The sequence below is a fragment of the Marinobacter sp. 2_MG-2023 genome (genome assembly GCF_030546935.1).
GTDB lineage: Bacteria > Pseudomonadota > Gammaproteobacteria > Pseudomonadales > Oleiphilaceae > Marinobacter.
The window spans coordinates 371,638-387,738 of the sequence record NZ_JAUOPH010000004.1; the positions used below are offsets into that span (position 1 = coordinate 371,638).

The window sequence follows — 16,101 nt, forward strand, 5'->3', positions numbered from 1 at the left end:
TCCTTAACGTTTAAATCTTGAAGATGGGGGCAGGCGATTCGTCGCCTGCCCCCTATTCAGTCTTGAACCTCTGCGGTCTTGCTCAACCAGCTCTGACTTACGTCCAGCATCCGGTTGGCAAACCCCCATTCGTTATCAAACCAGCACAACACTTTCACCATGGTGCCCCGGGTTACCCGGGTCTGGCCGCCATCCACAACGCCGGAATGGGCATCGTGGTTGAAGTCGGAGCTGGCCAGCAGTTCGTCGGTATAACCGAGAATGCCTTTCAGCGGGCCCTGGGCGGCCTCTTTGATTACACGGTTTACCGATGCCACATCAGTTTCTTGCCGCACGTTGAACACCATGTCGATGGCAGATACGTTCATGGTGGGGACACGCAAGGCCACGGAACTGAACCGACCTTCCATATGAGGCAGCAACCGCTCCACACCGCGCGCCAACCCAGTGTCCACCGGCACTATGTTGTGCAACGCACTACGGGTGAGGCGCAAGTCCTGCTGGTGGTATGCGTCGATGACTGGCTGGTCGTTCATGGCGGCGTGGATGGTGGTGGTGCTGCCCTGCTCCACACCAAAGGCTTTATCGAGCACACAGATCACCGGCACCAGGCAATTAGTGGTGCAGGAACCTGCGGCCATAATGCGATCAGCACCGGTGATTTCCCCTTCGTTGATTCCGTAAACCACCGTTCGGTCGACATCCGATTCCGCAGGCTGGGAAAACAGCAATCGTTTTGCGCCCGCCTGAAGGTGCCGTTCCGCGGTCGCCCGGTCAGAGTAGGAACCGGAGCATTCCAGCACCAGATCAATGTCCAGTTCATTCCACGGCAACTCGGCCGGGTCCGAATGGCTGAGCACGCGGATGGGATCGCCGTTAACAATCAGTTCCTGCCCTTCCACCGCAATGCTTCCGGAGAAGCGGCCATGGGTAGAGTCGTACCGGGTCAGGTGTGCAATCGTGTCGATATCAGAAAGCTCGTTAATCGCGACCACCTGAAGATGATCGCGAAAACCGTTCTCGTACAGAGCACGCAACACGCATTGGCCGATACGGCCGTAGCCGTTGATAGCAATACGAAAAGGCGCAGGTGCTGTCATCAGGCGTCCAGAAGCTCCGCGGCAACTTCGAGGATGTTGTCCACGGTAAAGCCGAACTCTTTAAACAGTTCACCAGCTGGCGCAGATTCACCAAAGGTGGTCATACCTACAACGCGACCGTCCAGGCCAACGTACTTGTACCAGTAGTCGGCAATTGAGGCTTCGATGGCAATGCGGTTAGTGACTTCCAGCGGCAACACCTGCTGTTTGTACTCGGCACTCTGGGCATCGAATACGTCGGTAGACGGCATGGATACAACGCGTACCTTCTTACCCTGCTCACGCAACTTGGCAGCGGTATCCTGGGCCAGACCCACTTCGGAACCGGTGGCAATCAGGATCAGGTCCGGAGTGCCTTCGCTGTCTGTCAGCACGTAGCCGCCTTTGGCAACGTCTGCCAGTTGCTGCGCATCACGCGCCTGACCGGGCAGACCCTGACGGGAGAAGATCATGGCCGTTGGGCCGTCTTTGCGTTCCAGAGCGGATTTCCAGGCAACGGCAGACTCTACGGCATCGGCCGGGCGCCAGGTGCTCATGTTCGGCGTGGTGCGCAGGCTGGCCAGCTGTTCAACCGGCTGGTGTGTGGGGCCGTCTTCGCCCAGACCAATGGAGTCGTGGGTGAATACGTAGATGGAGCGCTGCTTCATCAGTGCGGCCATGCGCACCGCGTTACGGCAATATTCCATGAAGATCAGGAAGGTCGCGCCGTAGGGTACAAAACCACCGTGCAGGGCAACGCCGTTCATGATCGCAGCCATGCCAAACTCACGCACACCGTAATAGATGTAGTTACCGCTGGCGTCGTCTTTGCTCACGCCTTTACAGCCGCTCCAGATGGTGAGGTTGGAGCCTGCCAGGTCGGCAGAGCCGCCGAGCAGTTCCGGTAGCAACGGGCCGTAGGCGTTCAGGGTGTTCTGGGAAGCCTTGCGGCTGGCAACAGTCTCGCTCTTGTCCTGACATTCCTGAATGTAAGCCTGAGCTTTTTCAGAGAAATCAGCAGGCAAGTCACCTGCCATGCGACGCTTCAGCTCGGCTGCCAGTTCCGGCTCAGCTTTTTCGTAAGCTGCAAAGGTATCGTTCCAAACGCTTTCAGCCGTTGCGCCTTTGTCCTTGGCGTTCCAGGCGCTGTAGATGTCGGCCGGAACTTCAAACGGGCCGTGAGTCCAGCCCAGTGCTTCGCGGGTCAGTGCAATTTCGTCATCACCCAAAGGCGCGCCGTGACAGTCTTCTTTGCCCTGCTTATTGGGTGAACCAAAGCCGATGATGGTTTTACAACAGATCAGCGTGGGTTGATCTTTATTGGCACGGCCTGCTTCTACAGCGGCACGGATGGCGTCAGCATCGTGGCCATCAACGTTGGCAATCACCTGCCAACCATAGGCTTCAAAGCGCTGTGGTGTGTTATCGGTAAACCAGCCCTCAACTTCGCCATCAATGGAGATGCCGTTGTCGTCGTAGAACATGATCAGCTTGCCCAGGCCCAGGGTGCCTGCCAGCGAAGATACTTCGTGGGAGATGCCTTCCATCAGGCAGCCGTCGCCGAGAAACGCGTAAGTGTAGTGGTCAACCACATCATGGCCAGGGCGGTTGAACTGCGCGGCCAGTGTTTTCTCAGCCAGTGCGAAACCCACTGCGTTGGCCATGCCCTGCCCCAGCGGGCCGGTGGTGGTTTCAACACCCGGCGTGTAACCGTATTCCGGGTGGCCCGGGGTTTTTGAATGCAGCTGGCGGAAGTTCTTGAGGTCGTCGATGGAAACGTCGTAACCGCTCAGGTGCAGCAGCGAGTACTGCAGCATCGAGCCGTGGCCGTTGGAGAGTACAAAGCGGTCGCGGTTGGCCCACTGTGGATTAGCCGGGTTGTGGCTCAGATAGTCGTTCCACAGTACCTCGGCGATGTCCGCCATGCCCATGGGCGCACCCGGGTGGCCGGATTTGGCTTTCTGGACCGCATCCATGCTCAGCGCGCGAACGGCGTTGGCGAGATCTTTACGAGAGGGCATCAACGTTTCTCCAATGTTTTACGAAAAATAGGAAGCAATCCAGGGCTTTTTACAATGCTTGAAAAAGCTGCTTAAAAATAAGGCGCGTATTTTCGCCGATTAGGGTGTGCCGGGGCAAATCAACATGCCGCTTGTGTGTAAATATCCTGACGCGGAAACCCGAAAGAGATTGATTTCAAAGAATGATAAATCTATATCAAAAAACTTTGATATGGCTATTGATTGAACAACTCAACGCCCTTACACTTCGCAACCATGACAAGTTTGAATGCACACGCTAACCAAATCTCCTCCGTGGACGTGCTGGCCCCGATCTTCAAAGCGAGCGGCGACCCTTTGCGCCTTGAGATTTTGCGTGTGCTGAGGCGCGATACCTTTGGTGTTCTGGAACTGAGCCAGCTGTTCGATATGCGCCAGTCCGGCATGAGCCACCACCTGAAGGTGATGCATAAGGCTGGCCTGGTGGAGCCGCAACGTGAAGGCAACGCGATTTTCTATCGCCGTCCGTTGCACCTGGATAGCGAAAAGCCAACCGACCTGACCATTCGCCAGATTTTTGAAGCGGTGGATCGCGCGCCTTTACCTGCGCAATTGCAGGAAAAGATTGAATCTATACGTACCCAACGGGCAGATCAGTCGCAGGCGTTTTTTTCCCGGCACTCAGAACAGTTCCGGGAACAGCAGGAGCTGATCGCCGCGTTTGATCTGTATGCGGCACCCGTGGCCGACATGATTCGTAAGCGGACCCGCAAGCAGCAGTGGCAGACTGCGCTGGAAATTGGTCCGGGCGAAGGCGGCTTTCTACCCGTACTGTCGGAATTGAGCGAACACGTTGTGGCGCTGGACAATAGTAAAGACATGCTCGCCAAGGCAACGCGCACCTGTATTGACGAGCGTCTTAATAACGTGGATCTGATAGAAGGCATAACCGACACATTGCTGGCCCGGGGAGATGCGTTCGATCTTGTTGTGGCCAATATGGTTCTGCACCACGTACCTAGCCCTGCAGACATTTTTCTGGATGCTGCGGCACTCATGAATAATGGCGGCTGCCTGGTTGTCAGTGACCTTTGCAGGCACGACCAGAACTGGGCAAAAGACAATTGCGGCGATCTCTGGCTTGGCTTTGAACCGGAGGAATTGACCGCCTGGGCGGTAGCAGCCGGCCTCAAAGCAGGCGAGCAGCTATTTATTGGATTGCGCAACGGCTTCCAGATCCAGGTCAGGGAATTCTGGAAAACCCAATTGCCACTGAGATGACCAACCCCTGATACGCCAACAGCTTCACAGGCATATCAAAAAACTTTGATATTGGTGTAGGTAGTACTACTTACACGCTAAACCACAAGATTTCGAAACGCTCACAAAGGAGCAAACCTATGTCTGACTACAGCATTTTCACCTCCGAATCGGTCTCCGAAGGCCACCCGGACAAACTGGCAGACCAGATCTCCGACGCCGTTCTGGATTCCATCCTGACGACTGATCCGCACGCCCGGGTAGCTTGCGAAACCATGGTGAAAACCGGTGTAGCTATCGTAGGTGGTGAAGTTACAACCAGCGCCTGGGTAGATCTGGAAGACCTGGTTCGCGGTGTGATCAAAGATATTGGTTACACCTCTTCCGATGTCGGCTTCGACGGCGACACCTGCGGCATTATCAACATCATCGGCAAACAGTCTGTGGACATCGCCCAGGGCGTTGACCGTCAGAAACCTGAAGACCAGGGTGCCGGCGACCAGGGCCTGATGTTCGGCTACGCCAGCAACGAAACCGAAGTGCTGATGCCCGCGCCGATCACTTTTGCCCACCGTCTGGTCGAGCGCCAGGCAGAAGCGCGTAAAAATGGTGTCTTGCCGTGGCTGCGCCCCGACGCTAAGAGCCAGGTAACCTGCCGTTACGAAAACGGCAAGGTAGTGGGCATCGACGCGGTCGTGCTCTCCACCCAGCACGATCCGGACGTTTCCCAGGCAGATCTGCAGGAAGCCATCATGGAGCTGGTGGTCAAAAACGTACTTCCGGCTGAGCTACTGCATAAAGGCACCCAGTTCCACATCAACCCTACCGGCAAGTTTGTGATCGGCGGCCCAGTGGGTGACTGCGGCCTGACCGGCCGCAAAATCATCGTAGACACCTACGGCGGCATGGCTCGCCATGGTGGCGGCGCTTTCTCCGGCAAAGACCCCTCAAAGGTTGACCGCTCGGCGGCCTACGCTGGTCGTTATGTTGCCAAAAACATCGTCGCTGCAGGTCTGGCTGACAAATGCGAGATTCAGGTTTCCTACGCCATCGGCGTGGCACAGCCAACCTCTATCTCTGTAAACACGTTCGGAACGGGCAAAATCGGCGACGACAAAATCATCGAACTGGTTCGACAGCACTTTGATCTGCGCCCTTACGCCATCACCAACATGCTTGATTTGCTGCACCCCATGTACCGGGCCACGGCAGCCTACGGCCACTTCGGGCGTCAACCAGAGGAAGTGACCATCGGTGGCAAAACTTTCACGACCTTCCCTTGGGAAAAAACCGATCGTGCAGCCGCTTTGAAAGACGCAGCTGGCATCTAAATCATTTTCGGGCGTATTGATGAACTCAAGCGCCTAAACAGAACTGACTGGAGAACACCTGAATGAGCAACTTCGAAGACTTTAAAGTCCGCGACATTTCCCTGGCAGACTGGGGCCGCAAAGAAATCAAAATTGCTGAAGGCGAAATGCCTGCTTTGATGGCGCTGCGTGAGAAGTACAAAACAGAGCAGCCGCTGAAAGGCGCCAATATCATGGGCTGCATCCACATGACCATCCAGACCGCTGTCCTGATCGAAACACTGATCGAGCTGGGTGCAGACGTGCGCTGGTCATCCTGCAACATTTTCTCAACGCAGGACCAGGCCGCTGCAGCCATCGCGGCGCAAAATATCCCTGTGTTTGCCTGGAAGGGCGAGACCGATGAAGAGTATGACTGGTGCCTTGAGCGCACTGTCGGTGTTGACGTAGAAGGTTGGGAACCCAACATGATTCTGGATGACGGCGGCGACCTGACAGCCCTGCTCCATGAAAAGTATCCGGAAGTTCTGGCCAACTGCCACGGTGTGACCGAGGAAACCACCACCGGTGTACACCGCCTGCAGGAGATGCTGCGCGACGGTACACTGAAAGTCCCGGCTATCAACGTTAATGATGCCGTAACGAAAGCAAAGAACGACAACAAGTACGGTTGCCGTCATAGTCTTAACGATGCCATCAAACGCGGCACCGACCACCTGATGGCCGGCAAGAAAGCGCTGGTTGTCGGTTACGGCGACGTGGGCAAAGGCTCTGCTGCCTCACTGCGTCAGGAAGGCATGATTGTGAAAGTTACCGAAGCCGACCCCATCTGTGCCATGCAGGCCTGCATGGATGGCTTTGAAGTTGTTTCTCCCTACCTCAATGGTGTGAATACCGGCACCGAAGCAGGCGTAGATAAAGCTCTTCTGCAAACCACCGATCTGCTGGTGACCACCACCGGTAACATGAACGTGTGTGATGCGAACATGCTCAAGTCCCTGAAGTCTGGCGCGGTGGTTTGCAACATCGGCCACTTCGACAATGAGATCGACACTGCGTACATGCGCAAGAACTGGGAATGGGACGAAGTGAAGCCTCAGGTTCACGTGATCTACCGTGACAAGGCCACCAACGATCATCTGATCCTGCTCTCCGAAGGCCGTCTGGTAAATCTGGGCAACGCGACAGGTCACCCGTCACGAATCATGGACGGCTCATTCGCCAACCAGGTTCTGGCTCAGATGTACCTGTTTGAGCGCAAGTTCGCTGACCTGCCAGAAGAAGCACGCACCAAGGGTGTGTATGTTCAGGTCCTACCCAAGCAACTGGATGAAGAAGTTGCTCGAGCCATGGTGGAAGGTTTTGGTGGTGTGATCACCAAAATGACCCCGGAACAGGCAAAATACATCGGTGTACCGGTCGAAGGCCCGTACAAGCCAGAAAGCTACAAGTACTGATCAGGTAACAAGATGCAATCCCAGAAACAGTTCAAACGCCGTTTCAGCTTCGAGTTTTTCCCGCCCAAGACCGACCAGGGCAAGGAAAAACTCCAGGTGGTGCGTGATCAACTAGCCGGGGTGAATCCGGATTTTTTCTCGGTGACTTTCGGGGCGGGGGGCTCCACCCGGGAGCGCACCATTGAAACCGTCCTCAACCTGCACAAGCAGGGCATTTCCACAGCGCCACATCTCTCCTGCGTCGGTGGTACGCGGAGCGAGATCGCTGAGCTGCTGGATGTGTATAAAGAGAACGGCATCAACCGGATTGTCGCCCTTCGGGGTGACATGCCGTCCGGTATGGGTGCCTCCGGCGAAATGCGTTACGCCAACGAGTTGGTTGAGTTTATTCGTGAGCACAGCGGTGATCACTTTAATCTCGAAGTAGCGGCCTACCCGGAGTTCCATCCCCAGGCCCGTAACGCTGAAGAAGATCTGAAAAACTTCGCCCGCAAGGTAGAGGCTGGTGCCAACAGCGCCATTACCCAGTACTTCTTTAACCCGGACAGCTACTTCTACTTCATCGACAGGCTTGAACAGCTCGGGGTTACCATTCCGGTGGTACCCGGCATCATGCCCATCGTGAACTTTTCAAGCCTGGTGCGCTTCTCCGACATGTGTGGTGCAGAAATACCGCGCTGGATTCGCAAGCAGCTGGAAGCCTATGGCGATGATAAAGAAAGCATTCTCAAGTTCGGCGAAGAAGTCGTCACCAATATGTGTGAAAAGCTTCTGAAAGCCGGTGCACCGGGATTGCACTTTTACACTCTGAACCAGGCTGAACCCAGCATCAGCATATGGAAAAACCTTGGAATCAGTGAGCGCGAGAAAATCGCATTCTGATTACATGTCAGAGCGTTCGAAATACTACCGGGTTATGCCATGTGGCTATAACCCGGTTATCTAAACTCCCTTCATTCACTACAGGGCACAACCCAAGCAGTTGATATTGGGTACGCTCCTGAGTAATAGTCTAAAGTGTACGTGACGCATTCACTAATGCTCCCCGGGAATCACAGTCACCAGCAGTGAACTCCCCGGCCTGCCTTATCGGGCAAACGGAGCCTCATAAGAAAGAAAAGGAGAAAGCATGAGCACGAAATGGCTGAAAACAATGGGGACTGGCCTGGCACTTACCGTAGCCGCCAGCGCCGTAAGCGCCGAAACCCTGCGAGTGGCTACCGACCCTAGCTTCGTCCCGTTCGAAATGCTGGACCAGGAAACCGGTGAGATGATCGGGTTCGATATGGAAATCATTGCCGAAGTCGCTGAGCGTGCCGGTTTCGATTACAACATCAACACCATGGACTTCAACGGTATTATCCCTGCACTTCAAACCGGCAACGTGGATATTGCCATTGCCGGTATCACCATTACCGACGAGCGTGAAAAAATCGTTGATTTTTCAGACCCCTACTACGATTCTGGCCTGCGCATTCTGGTTCGCCAGGACAACGACAATGTCACAGAAATATCCGATCTTGAAGGCCTGAAAATCGGCTCCAAAATCGGCAGTACCAGTTATGACTTCCTGAAGAAAAATCTGGATGAAAACGACGGTGTAACGCCTTATCCGGGCAGTTCAGACATGTACATGGCCCTGATGTCCCGTTCAGTTGACGCGGTATTCTACGATGCCCCGAACGTTGGCTACTTTGCCCGCACCAAGGGTGAAGGCAAAGTCAAAACCGTTGGCCAGCTATACGAAGGTCAGCAGTATGGCATCGCGCTTAAAAACGGCAGTGAGTGGGTAGACGAGGTTAATGAAGCCCTCGCAGCCATGAAAGAAGACGGAACCTACAAAACCATCTACGAAAAGTGGTTTGGCCCAATGCCTGACGGCATGTAAAGGCCGAAAGGGCCATCAGGTCCTTTCCTTTTGTAGCGCCGGGGTTATTTGCCCCGGCGTCTTCTGCCCCTAACTCCTGCGGAGACGCACACTGTGGAATCCCAGTTCCAATTTGACTGGCAAGCAGCCATCGACTCGATTCCCTTTCTGATTAAAGGGATCCCCTATACCTTGATGATCTCATTTGGCGGCCTGCTTATCGGCTTTGCCCTGGGCATCATTTTCGGCCTGTTGAGCATCAATAAAAAGTGGTTTCTTAAGTGGCCCGCAACGGCTTATATAGAAATCTTCCGTGGCACCCCAATTCTGGTTCAGGTTCTTTTTATATTTTATGGCCTGCCCGACTTGATCGGCGGCCCTATCGATCCTCTTACCGCGGGTGTCGCCGCCATTGCGCTGAACTCAGGCGCTTACATTTCTGAAGTGGTGCGTGGTGGCGTTCAATCCATTGCCAAGGGTCAGACCGAAGCCGGGCTTTCCCTGGGTCTTTCCCGCACTCAGACATTCTGGTCAATCACCTGGCCGCAGGCCTTCCGGCGCATGATTCCGCCGCTTGGCAACCAGGCCATCGTCAGCATCAAGGACACCTCGCTGTTCTCGGTCATTGGCGTCGGCGAACTGGTTCGTCAGGGCCAGGTTTACATTGCCAGCACCTTCACTGCCTTCGAGGTGTATTTTGTGGTCGCGATTATGTATCTGGCCATTACCCTCTCACTGTCTCTGATTCTCCGCCTGGTTGAACGGCGTGGACTGGCCTCTGTCTGAAGGAACCTGACCCATGACTCAGATTGTAAAGATGAAGGGCATGAACAAGTACTTCGGCAAGGTACATGTCCTTAAAGATATAGATTTAACGGTAGAACAGGGCGAAGTCGTGGTGATTATCGGTGCCAGTGGCTCCGGCAAATCCACTCTGATCCGTTGTGTGAACGGGCTGGAAGAATTCGAATCCGGCCACCTGGAAGTCGACGGCCAGGCACTGGCACCGAAAGGCGGTAACCAGCAGGCGCTAGCGGAGATCCGCAAAGAAGTGGGCATGGTTTTCCAGCAGTTCAACCTGTTCCCTCATCTTACGGTGAAAAAGAACATCATGCTGGCGCCCCAGAAAGTTAAAAACACATCCCAAACAGTTGCGAATGCAACGGCTGAACGCCTTCTGGAACGAGTTGGGATTGGCAGCCAGGCCGACAAATACCCCGGCCATCTCTCGGGCGGTCAGCAACAACGGGTTGCTATTGCCCGCGCCCTGGCCATGGAACCGCGCCTGATGCTGTTCGACGAGCCCACCTCGGCACTGGATCCGGAAATGATCGGTGAAGTGCTCGATGTAATGCGCGAACTGGCCAAAGAAGGCATGACCATGATGGTGGTTACCCACGAAATGGGCTTCGCCCGTGAAGTGGCTGACCGCGTGATATACATTCACGAAGGCCAGATTGTGGAAGAAGGCAAGCCGGATGACGTGTTCGACAACCCTCAAAATGAGCGCACACAGGCGTTTCTATCGAGGGTGTTGGCGCACTGACCACTTGCCGACATTTTCATGCGCAAGGCTTCTAACAAGCCCCTGTGGACCTTTTGTCGTTCACAGGGGCTTTTTTAGGGCCTCCACTAAAGAAACAGATCACCAGCGCAAAGACTCCATACTCGGCTACTTCTTGAACACCTCCTCGCGTGATGATATATATGATGCTATATGTCATCAAAACTGAGGATAACACGCTCATGCGTACTACCGTGACCATCGATGAGGAGCTCTACCAGCAGGCGCTGGACATGGCTGATCCCGACATGGATAAGGCTGAGCTGTTTCGGGAAGCTATCAAAACGTTTGTAAGAGTTCGCGCGGCCAAACGCCTTGCCGCCCTTGGTGGTGACGCCCCCGACATGGAGTCCATTCCTCGCCGTCACGAAGTCACGCCTACATCATGAGCGTACTGGTTGATACATCAGTATGGGTAGACCACTTCCGAAACCGCAATATAGTGCTCACCCACCTTTTGCTCTCCGACAGAGCTCTCACCCACCCCATGGTGATCGCCGAACTGGCCTGCGGCACACCACCCGCGCCACGAAAACAAACCTTGGGCGATATCGGCTTGCTTCAGCCCGCAACTCAGGCAAACCTTAGCGAAGTCAGAGAGCTAATTGAGCGGGAACAACTCTACGGTCTTGGCTGTGGCTTGATAGATATCGCGCTGCTGGCATCCACATTGATCACACCGGATGCCCGGCTGTGGACCTTTGATAAACGCCTGGCGACGTTAGCGTCGCGATTTGATGTGGGCTATCAATACGAAATAGCTGAGTAGGCAACCAGGCATTGAGAAATAACCAAACTCCAGGCGCAGAATTCTTCGCCAGCTTTCAGGCAGGACCAAACGCAGAATCCGTCAACTAAAATCCAAAGAAAGACCAACCGAAAAGAACACGACACCAGAGAGAAAAAATACGATGTGCGGAAAAGTCGCCCACAACTTGAGGCTCAACGATAGTGGTTCGACTTCATCACCGTAACGTGCAGAGATTTTTGATCCGTATTTCGGGATTTTCCGAAACGCAAAAAAAGCAAACACATGAAGCGAGCGCATCCATCGCCCTATAGGCCCACCACCGAAAGACAGCCTCACAGAATCAATCAGTTTTCCTGCGGTACCAATTCGCCGTTCCACATCAGCAATTCTGGGAAATGCAACCGTCACTATAAATATCACGGAAAGCAGCCCGGTTGGCAGCGAGACCATCAATGCATATTCCCAAAAGGTAAGTGCGCCATTCTCCATCAATAACGACCTTCCTCACCACATTACCAGCATTCCCCCCGACCGTTCCGCCTAACTGCCCCCCAACCGCCGAGCCAAACCAAACTAACCCATCTTTATAATCGCATTTGCAGTTAGTGCAATAGCAAGCATACCGAAAAGGAACAAGGCGGGAACAAGAACCCATGCTTGCCAGCTTCTAGGTATACAAACATCCGGATCTCCAAGCAGCGATGCTCTTTGCTTAAAAAAGGAACCGGGAAAATTTCGCAGTATGAGATATGCAAATACATTGCTGCTTCTGAAAAACCGACCAATCATCCGCCCTTGCCAGAACATTCTCGCTGTAGCGATACCTCCTGTATCAGTGCCAACGCGGTCCTCAATCAAAACTACGTATCTGAATCCGGTGGTAATAATGAAAGGGAGTGGTATCAGCCCCAGGAAAAGACTGTAAAAGCCTATGTACGCCAAGATGGTGATAGTCTCGTCAGTCACGGTTTCGAACCTCGTAGATCAACTGCCCCATGTCTTCTCCTGCATCGCCAGCTATCTGGCCGCCCACTGCACCGCCAACGCCAGCGGCAATAATCCCACATGCAACCCCACCAATGCCGCCAGTGCCAACTCCGACCACGGTACACAGTATTGGTGCAACGTAAGCCCCAACTGAACCGCCTAAAACAGAACCTGCCAAGCGTCCCGACTCAGTATGGCTCACTTGATGGCACTGCTCAGCTCGACCAATCGAACACGCTTCGTAGATCTTATATCCCGCGAACCCAACATCAAGCGCGATAGCTAAACGCCCCCCTTTTTCGATGAGCCCTGCAGCCTTAGAGGCTCTCGTGTAGTTCGTCCCATAACCCGGTATCCCGCCAACTCCCGAAGCTTTCCACTCATGCACAATGCTCTTGGAAGACAAGCCCAATGCCCGCTTGAGTTTCGCGTTGTCGTCTAAAGACATCCCTTTTCTGGCGACTTTACCGAGCGCAAAGTCCAGCTTCGTAAACAGTCGCTGGCGGCGCTCAAAAAACTCCGAATGGCTAAGTGTTCCATGTTTTCGGAAGGTATCCTGGTGCAGAACTTCCAGCTCCTTCAATGTGGTATTGATGCTCTTGATTTGCTGGCCAATCATTGTGGCACCTACACCAAGCCCAGTTGCGGTGCTTGAGGTCATCATTTCCAATAAATCGTAGTGATCTACAATGAACTGGGCTTCCGGCTCACTGAGTTGTCGAACTTCCTGATTCACCTGCTCAGCGACTTGCATCAGGTCGTTTTCCTCAACCGTGCACTCAAGGCTGTTCGGGTCAGCAATCACGATCATTTCACCAGGCAGGGCCCGGTTACCCAGGCCCGGATTCAGGCGTTCGAAATTATCTGGTTTGGCTGATGCATCGCCATAGAGCAATGTAAGTAGTCCAAGCTTGCTCATGGGCTGACGCACGATGTGAAATCCCGGTTCGCTCAAAAGCTGATCCGGCTTCTGGGCGAGGTTGCCTGAAATACCCTCGACAGGGGCCACGCTTTGGACAGAGACTGGTGATTGCTGCGGAGAGGCCTGCGGGCTAACCGCTTCCGCCGCTTTAGCCGGGGATATTCTATTCTGTAGTGCCGAAGCCTGAGCGGCTGCAAAAGTACCTCCCTCGGATAATGTTGTCGGTGACACCCCCGAGAATGTGGCGGGTGTATGAGTATCACCAATCACCACCGACCCTGAACCAATCGTTACACCCCCACAGGAAATCGCACTACCCGTTACGGCTGCGGGTATGCCATTGATCATCACGGTGCCAGAACCGTCAGCGATCACGCGCGGGTGCGAAGAGTGCTTAGGCTTGGAGTGAGGCGCTAGTGGATCACCAACCCGGGCTACGGGTTTGCCATCAATCAGAACATCGGGGGAACCGGCAATAACCGGCGTAGGCGGGAAACCTTCGTGATCGGAGCCCATGTCTCCGAGAAGCACAACTGCTTTACTCATGTCGCATCCTTTGCGTTGTTTTCTTCCTTGAAACCAGACCGCACACCTTCGAGCCAGCCAGGCTCTGTCGGTATGAACGAGCATCTTATACCGAAGGGGCGCAGAGGCCAAACCAGGCAAAACCTCGGTGGTCTGGCTGTGCCCGGCATCACAGTGGCCAGGCACCGCTGTTAACTGTATTATCGCCAAAGGTTAACAGCCAGACTTTTTCATTGTAGAACCATCGTCTTATCGGAGCTCCCATATGCGCAATGCCGACCTTGTCGCCCGCGGCCTGAAATCCGTGTGGCACCCTTGCACCCAAATGAAAGACCACGAAACTCTACCTCTGGTCCCGATCAAACGGGGCGAAGGCGTCTGGCTGGAGGATTTTGAAAACAACCGGTTTATCGACGCGGTCAGCTCCTGGTGGGTAAACCTGTTCGGCCACGCCAACCCCAGAATCAACGCTGCGATCCAGAAGCAGATCGGTGAGTTAGAGCATGTCATTCTGGCCGGTTTTACCCATGAACCCGTCGTCAATCTTTCCGAGCGGCTCATTGAGGTTACGCCTGAAGGCCTTAATAAATGCTTCTACGCCGACAACGGCTCATCAGCCATAGAAGCTGCGCTCAAGATGAGCTTCCACTACTGGAAGAATCTGGGAAAGCCCGGCAAAAAGAACTTCGTAAACCTTAGCAACAGTTACCACGGCGAAACCCTGGGTGCCCTGGCTCTGGGGGATGTAGCTTTGTACAAGAACACCTACCAGCCATTGCTGATGGAAGTGCTAACCGCGCCCTCGCCAGACGCTTACAACAAGGAAGAAGGCGAAACCGACGAAGCCTATGCCCTGCGCCAGTTTGAGGTTATGGAAACGCTACTGGCAGAGAAGCATGAGGAAATCTGTGCCGTTGTGGTGGAACCGCTGATCCAGTGCGCCGGTGGCATGCGCATGCACCACCCGATTTACCACACCAAACTACGCGAAGCCTGTGACCGCTATAACATTCATCTGATCGCAGACGAAATCGCCGTCGGCTTTGGGCGCACCGGTACTCTGTTCGCCTGCGAGCAGTCGGGTATCACCCCGGATTTCATGTGCCTTTCAAAAGGGCTGACCGCCGGCTACCTGCCGCTATCCGTAGTATTGACCACCGATACCGTCTACAACGCTTTCTATGATGATTACGAAACCCTGAAGGCCTTTCTGCACAGCCACAGCTATACCGGAAACCCCATCGGTTGTGCAGTAGCACTGGCAACACTCGATATTTTCCGCGACGATAATGTAATTGAGAATAACCGCCGGCTTTCAGCCTGTATGGCTGACTCCGTCGCCCATCTTGCCGATCACCCCAACGTCGGGGATATCCGCCAGCACGGGATGACGCTCGCAGTGGAAATGGTGAAGGACAAAGCCTCGAAAACGCCTTTTCCCTGGCAGGAGCGTCGGGGTGTTCGAGTTTATCAGCACTCTCTCACGCGTGAGGCCTTGCTTCGACCCCTGGGTAATGTGGTTTACTTCATGCCGCCTTACGTCATCACCGAAGACCAGATCCGCCACCTGGCCCAGGTCGCGACCGAAGGCATCAACATAGCCGTTCGGGACTGACCAAGGTAAACACGCATGCGTATCCCAAGAATTTATACCGATTCGCCACTAAGCGAAGGCCACCAATCGGATCTGGACGAAAACGCCACCCAACATGTTGGCAGGGTATTGCGCATGCAGCCAGGCCAGGAGCTGAGACTGTTTAACGGCGATGGCCAGGACTACCCTGCCACTATTACTGAAGCGGGCAAGAAGCGTGTGGAAGTACTCGTGGGAGCGCCCGAGACAAACCACACAGAATCGCCGCTGCAGATCACTCTTGGCCAGGCCCTTTCCAAAGGCGACCGAATGGATTATGCCGTGCAGAAAGCGGTGGAAATGGGCGTCACCCGCATAGTGCCGCTCACCACCGAGCGCTGCGAGGTAAAACTCAAAGGCGACCGTGAAGACAAGCGATTGCGTCACTGGCAATCCATTGCTGTAAGCGCCGCGGAACAATGTGGTCGCGCCCGGGTGCCCGAAGTCCTGCCAGTTATGACGGTGGCACAGTGGCTAGAGCACAGCCACAACTGCGATCTGCGCCTGGTGTTACACCACCGCACTGAACAGTCACTGGAATCCATGGCCAAACCCGACAGCATAGCCCTGATGATCGGACCGGAGGGCGGCTTGACTGCCGATGAAATTGCACACGCAGAGAAAGACGGATTCATGCCTGTGGCACTTGGCCCCCGTGTTCTCAGGACAGAAACCGCACCGGTCGCAGCCATGGCCCTTTGCCACTGGTTATGGGGTGACATTGGGCACTAGCGCCGCTTTTAAGG

The 16,101-nt window shown here is 54.5% G+C and carries 15 protein-coding genes; 11 read left to right on the forward strand and 4 right to left on the reverse strand.

Translation table 11 applies throughout. From position 1 onward, the window contains the following. Positions 1-56: 56 nt before the first annotated feature. Positions 57-1,100 (reverse strand): type I glyceraldehyde-3-phosphate dehydrogenase, encoded by a 1,044-nt coding sequence (locus tag Q4501_RS12305; protein WP_303596536.1) that lies wholly within the window; start codon positions 1,098-1,100, stop codon positions 57-59. Continuing rightward, positions 1,100-3,100, reverse strand: a complete 2,001-nt coding sequence (gene tkt, locus Q4501_RS12310; protein WP_303596537.1) for a transketolase — start codon at positions 3,098-3,100, stop codon at positions 1,100-1,102. The genes Q4501_RS12305 and tkt overlap by 1 nt, the downstream gene beginning before the upstream one ends. A 255-nt stretch (positions 3,101-3,355) precedes the next feature. Here tkt and Q4501_RS12315 point away from each other — a divergent pair, with 255 nt between their 5' ends. The 9 genes from Q4501_RS12315 to Q4501_RS12355 all read left to right on the forward strand — a co-directional run bounded on the left by Q4501_RS12315 (position 3,356) and on the right by Q4501_RS12355 (position 11,306). Next, entirely contained in the window at positions 3,356-4,360 is a 1,005-nt protein-coding gene (locus Q4501_RS12315) for a metalloregulator ArsR/SmtB family transcription factor (protein ID WP_303596538.1), read from the forward strand. Between the two features lie 119 nt (positions 4,361-4,479). After that, positions 4,480-5,670: a methionine adenosyltransferase gene (metK, locus tag Q4501_RS12320; RefSeq protein WP_303596539.1), complete on the forward strand. Its 1,191-nt coding sequence runs from the start codon at positions 4,480-4,482 to the stop codon at positions 5,668-5,670. Positions 5,671-5,732: 62 nt separating this feature from the next. After that, on the forward strand, positions 5,733-7,106 hold the full coding sequence (gene ahcY, locus Q4501_RS12325; protein ID WP_303596540.1) for an adenosylhomocysteinase: 1,374 nt from the start codon (positions 5,733-5,735) through the stop codon (positions 7,104-7,106). A 12-nt stretch (positions 7,107-7,118) separates the two neighbouring features. Next, positions 7,119-7,988 (forward strand): methylenetetrahydrofolate reductase [NAD(P)H], encoded by an 870-nt coding sequence (gene metF / locus Q4501_RS12330; RefSeq protein WP_303596541.1) that lies wholly within the window; start codon positions 7,119-7,121, stop codon positions 7,986-7,988. Between the two features lie 247 nt (positions 7,989-8,235). Continuing rightward, positions 8,236-8,994, forward strand: coding sequence for a transporter substrate-binding domain-containing protein (locus Q4501_RS12335; protein WP_303596542.1), 759 nt, complete (start codon positions 8,236-8,238; stop codon positions 8,992-8,994). Between the two features lie 93 nt (positions 8,995-9,087). Next, on the forward strand, positions 9,088-9,759 hold the full coding sequence (locus tag Q4501_RS12340) for an amino acid ABC transporter permease (protein ID WP_303596543.1): 672 nt from the start codon (positions 9,088-9,090) through the stop codon (positions 9,757-9,759). Between the two features lie 13 nt (positions 9,760-9,772). Further along, positions 9,773-10,519, forward strand: coding sequence for an amino acid ABC transporter ATP-binding protein (locus Q4501_RS12345; protein ID WP_303596544.1), 747 nt, complete (start codon positions 9,773-9,775; stop codon positions 10,517-10,519). 200 nt (positions 10,520-10,719) lie between these two features. Continuing rightward, a complete protein-coding gene (locus Q4501_RS12350; protein WP_303596545.1) occupies positions 10,720-10,926 on the forward strand; it encodes a type II toxin-antitoxin system VapB family antitoxin in 207 nt (68 codons plus the stop codon). Beyond that, positions 10,923-11,306, forward strand: coding sequence for a type II toxin-antitoxin system VapC family toxin (locus Q4501_RS12355; protein WP_303596546.1), 384 nt, complete (start codon positions 10,923-10,925; stop codon positions 11,304-11,306). Before Q4501_RS12350 ends, Q4501_RS12355 begins: the two co-directional genes overlap by 4 nt. Positions 11,307-11,387: 81 nt before the next feature. Here Q4501_RS12355 and Q4501_RS12360 read toward each other — a convergent pair whose 3' ends face one another. Beyond that, on the reverse strand, positions 11,388-11,777 hold the full coding sequence (locus Q4501_RS12360; protein ID WP_303596547.1) for a hypothetical protein: 390 nt from the start codon (positions 11,775-11,777) through the stop codon (positions 11,388-11,390). A 469-nt stretch (positions 11,778-12,246) separates the two neighbouring features. Continuing rightward, positions 12,247-13,743 (reverse strand): type VI secretion system PAAR protein, encoded by a 1,497-nt coding sequence (locus Q4501_RS12365; RefSeq protein WP_303596548.1) that lies wholly within the window; start codon positions 13,741-13,743, stop codon positions 12,247-12,249. A 244-nt stretch (positions 13,744-13,987) separates the two neighbouring features. Here Q4501_RS12365 and Q4501_RS12370 point away from each other — a divergent pair, with 244 nt between their 5' ends. Further along, positions 13,988-15,337, forward strand: coding sequence for an adenosylmethionine--8-amino-7-oxononanoate transaminase (locus Q4501_RS12370; RefSeq protein WP_303596549.1), 1,350 nt, complete (start codon positions 13,988-13,990; stop codon positions 15,335-15,337). Between the two features lie 15 nt (positions 15,338-15,352). Beyond that, positions 15,353-16,087, forward strand: coding sequence for a 16S rRNA (uracil(1498)-N(3))-methyltransferase (locus tag Q4501_RS12375; protein WP_303596550.1), 735 nt, complete (start codon positions 15,353-15,355; stop codon positions 16,085-16,087). The last annotated feature ends 14 nt before the right edge of the window (positions 16,088-16,101 follow it).

Excerpts from the sequence above, each read along its gene's own strand:
- Q4501_RS12345 (WP_303596544.1), top strand. The coding sequence starts at position 9,773 with ATGACTCAGATTGTAAAGATGAAGGGCATGAACAAGTACTTCGGCAAG.
- Q4501_RS12365 (WP_303596548.1), bottom strand. The coding sequence starts at position 13,743 with ATGAGTAAAGCAGTTGTGCTTCTCGGAGACATGGGCTCCGATCACGAA.
- Q4501_RS12305 (WP_303596536.1), bottom strand. The coding sequence starts at position 1,100 with ATGACAGCACCTGCGCCTTTTCGTATTGCTATCAACGGCTACGGCCGT.
- Q4501_RS12335 (WP_303596542.1), top strand. The coding sequence starts at position 8,236 with ATGAGCACGAAATGGCTGAAAACAATGGGGACTGGCCTGGCACTTACC.
- Q4501_RS12355 (WP_303596546.1), top strand. The coding sequence starts at position 10,923 with ATGAGCGTACTGGTTGATACATCAGTATGGGTAGACCACTTCCGAAAC.
- Q4501_RS12315 (WP_303596538.1), top strand. The coding sequence starts at position 3,356 with ATGACAAGTTTGAATGCACACGCTAACCAAATCTCCTCCGTGGACGTG.
- metF (WP_303596541.1), top strand. The coding sequence starts at position 7,119 with ATGCAATCCCAGAAACAGTTCAAACGCCGTTTCAGCTTCGAGTTTTTC.
- Q4501_RS12370 (WP_303596549.1), top strand. The coding sequence starts at position 13,988 with ATGCGCAATGCCGACCTTGTCGCCCGCGGCCTGAAATCCGTGTGGCAC.
- metK (WP_303596539.1), top strand. The coding sequence starts at position 4,480 with ATGTCTGACTACAGCATTTTCACCTCCGAATCGGTCTCCGAAGGCCAC.
- Q4501_RS12360 (WP_303596547.1), bottom strand. The coding sequence starts at position 11,777 with ATGGAGAATGGCGCACTTACCTTTTGGGAATATGCATTGATGGTCTCG.
- ahcY (WP_303596540.1), top strand. The coding sequence starts at position 5,733 with ATGAGCAACTTCGAAGACTTTAAAGTCCGCGACATTTCCCTGGCAGAC.
- Q4501_RS12375 (WP_303596550.1), top strand. The coding sequence starts at position 15,353 with ATGCGTATCCCAAGAATTTATACCGATTCGCCACTAAGCGAAGGCCAC.
- Q4501_RS12350 (WP_303596545.1), top strand. The coding sequence starts at position 10,720 with ATGCGTACTACCGTGACCATCGATGAGGAGCTCTACCAGCAGGCGCTG.
- tkt (WP_303596537.1), bottom strand. The coding sequence starts at position 3,100 with ATGCCCTCTCGTAAAGATCTCGCCAACGCCGTTCGCGCGCTGAGCATG.